The following is a 2,551-nucleotide window of genomic DNA, read 5'->3' on the forward strand; positions in this document are numbered from 1 at the left end:
AGTTATTACAATATGCTTCCACAGAAGCGGGAATTTACAGCAACCATCTGCGATCGTACTTAGAGATGCTGCACTCGGAAGAAGCTCAAGGTTTAAACGACTTGCATCGCGGGGTGCAAGACCTACAAAGTAAAGCGATGAAACAGATGGGTTCTCTCGGTGGAGGAAACCACTTTATTGAAGTGTGCCTTGATACAGAGAATCAAGTTTGGCTAATGCTGCATTCTGGTTCGCGTAACATCGGCAATAAACTCGCCCAGTGTCATATTCACACAGCCAGAGAATTAGCCAAAATGGCTGGTAATAAATTGCCTGACCCTGATTTAGCTCACTTTGTCGCTGGTACGCCAGAATTCCAAGCATACTGGCACGATTTGCAATGGTCACAAAACTATGCGCGTGTCAACCGCGATGTGATGATGGCGCGTTTTAAGCATATAGTTGAGAAGCATTTAGCAGGTGGGAAGGCAACTAAACCTTTATTACAGGTTAATTGTCATCACAATTACGCCGAAAAAGAAGTGCATTTTGATGAGGATGTGTACGTTACTCGTAAAGGTGCAGTCCGCGCCCAGACTGAAGATTATGGGATTATTCCTGGTTCGATGGGGGCAAAGTCTTTCATCGTTAAGGGTAAAGGTAATGCCCACAGTTTCTGTTCTTGTTCTCACGGTGCAGGGCGTTTGTTGTCTAGAAATAAGGCAAAAAATGTCTATACGCTGGATGATTTAATTGAGCAAACAAATGGTGTAGAATGCCGCAAAGATGAGGGCGTGTTAGATGAGATTCCTGGTGCTTATAAGCCGATAGAACAAGTTATGGAAAATCAAGCGGATTTGGTTGAAGTTGTAGCAACGCTTAAGCAAGTTCTTTGTGTTAAGGGATAAGTTTGTAGGGTGGGTAATGCCCACCTTTTTTATTTTTTTAAACGCAGAGGCACGCTGAGGTAACCGCAGAGGTACGCTGAGGAATAAATGATTGTTTTAAGTGAATCGACTGAACAAATAGAGGCATCTGCTAGCGCTAGTGAAAATAAATTGATGACTGAGGCTGCCCAATTATTAGGGTGCAAAGTCTACTATATACCGCGAGATTTTGAACGATGTAGTACAGCAGAAAATGCTTTATGGCACATTCCTAATTATCCTAAAGCAACTGCTGGTATCTGGATAGGATATATCCCTGAGTTTGAGCGTTACAAAGCCATATATTATGCAGCCTTGGCTAAGGGAATAAAACTACTCAATACTCCTTTAGAACACCAGACAGCACTAGAGTTTGACCTATTTTACCCTCACTTAAAAGGATTGACACCTGACAGTTTGGTAATTACCTCAACGAACGAATGTATTGTGGCTGGCGAATTATTGGGATTTCCTGTGTTTGTCAAAGGCGCAGTTCAATCTAGAAAAATGCAAGGATGGGAGTCTTGTGTAGCGAATAATCAGGAGGAATTAGTCAGACTGACAGAATTGTTATTAAAACTTAAATATGGTTCACGAGGTAGAGTTATTGTTAGGAAATTAGTAAAGTTATGGCATAAACGCCTAGCCCCAAATGGCTTTCCAATGGGAAGAGAATTTAGATGTTTTATTTATAATCAGAGGATTCTAAAATATGGATATTATTGGGATGGACAAGATGACTTAAGCAAGTTATCAAAACAAGAAGAGACGCAAGTATTAAAGTTGGCAGTTTTAGCTTCTGAACGCCTTGGTGTTCCTTATATAGCAATTGATATTGGGCAATTAGAAAGTGGAGAATGGATAGTCATAGAAACAGCCGATGCACAATTTGCTGGTCTGAGTCACATTCCTGCACTTGAATTGTGGAATAAGTTGAAAGATATACACTATTGATGGTTTTAATGCGAAATTATGTAATTTGATCGCGCATTAGCTTACCATCTTTTTTGTAGTAGCTCACAAGTGAGTAGCAACATGAAATCTCAACAACTCTCAGCTATTGACGTGGCAAGCGGAAATCTTGTACCGATGAGCAGCAAACCTCCTATTTTGTCCAGCACTAATCACTGGAACGGGATTGTGCTTGAACAGCATTATTTACCCGCCTTTGAATGTCCAGAGCTATGCTTACAGCAGCACAGCATTAATATTTGGCTTGGTAATTCATGTCAAATAGATTGGCGGCTAGCAGGTGGAAGGTTACACAGTACGCAGATGATGAGAGGTTTGGTTAATGTCACTCCAAAGGGGATTCCGACTCAAGCGCGTTGGCATCAAAAAATAAAATTTCTCTTAGTCTGTTTTGATTCCAGTTTATTTAAGAGAGTAGCAGATGAGCTGATCGTTGGGAGCTATCGCACTATCGAAATTATCCCACAGCGCGGAGTCTGCGATCGCCAAATTCTTCATCTGGGAATGGCACTCAAAGCAGAGCTTGAAGCCGAATGTCCATCTGGTAACCTATGATCATGACACAATCAAAAAAGTTTGCCAAATCACAACAAAAGCAGTATTTACCTACCCAAGGCAACAACGTACCTCCTTTGAATCCATCTGACCAAAAGCCATCGCCAAAAAGAGAACCG

The 2,551-nt window shown here is 41.4% G+C and carries 3 protein-coding genes; all 3 read left to right on the forward strand.

Features of this window, described 5'->3' with window-relative positions; genetic code table 11:
* Positions 1-887, forward strand: an 887-nt coding sequence (locus LC574_RS35145) for an RtcB family protein (RefSeq protein ID WP_229458243.1), incomplete at its 5' end; no start/stop codon positions are given.
* Positions 888-974: 87 nt separating this feature from the next.
* A complete protein-coding gene (locus LC574_RS35150; protein WP_229458245.1) occupies positions 975-1,859 on the forward strand; it encodes an ATP-grasp domain-containing protein in 885 nt (294 codons plus the stop codon).
* 81 nt (positions 1,860-1,940) lie between these two features.
* Positions 1,941-2,432 carry a hypothetical protein gene (locus tag LC574_RS35155; RefSeq protein ID WP_229458247.1) on the forward strand — a complete coding sequence of 164 codons (492 nt, stop codon included), beginning with the start codon at positions 1,941-1,943 and terminating at the stop codon, positions 2,430-2,432.
* The last annotated feature ends 119 nt before the right edge of the window (positions 2,433-2,551 follow it).

Source organism: Nostoc sp. CHAB 5715 (assembly GCF_020829685.1).
GTDB lineage: Bacteria > Cyanobacteriota > Cyanobacteriia > Cyanobacteriales > Nostocaceae > Nostoc.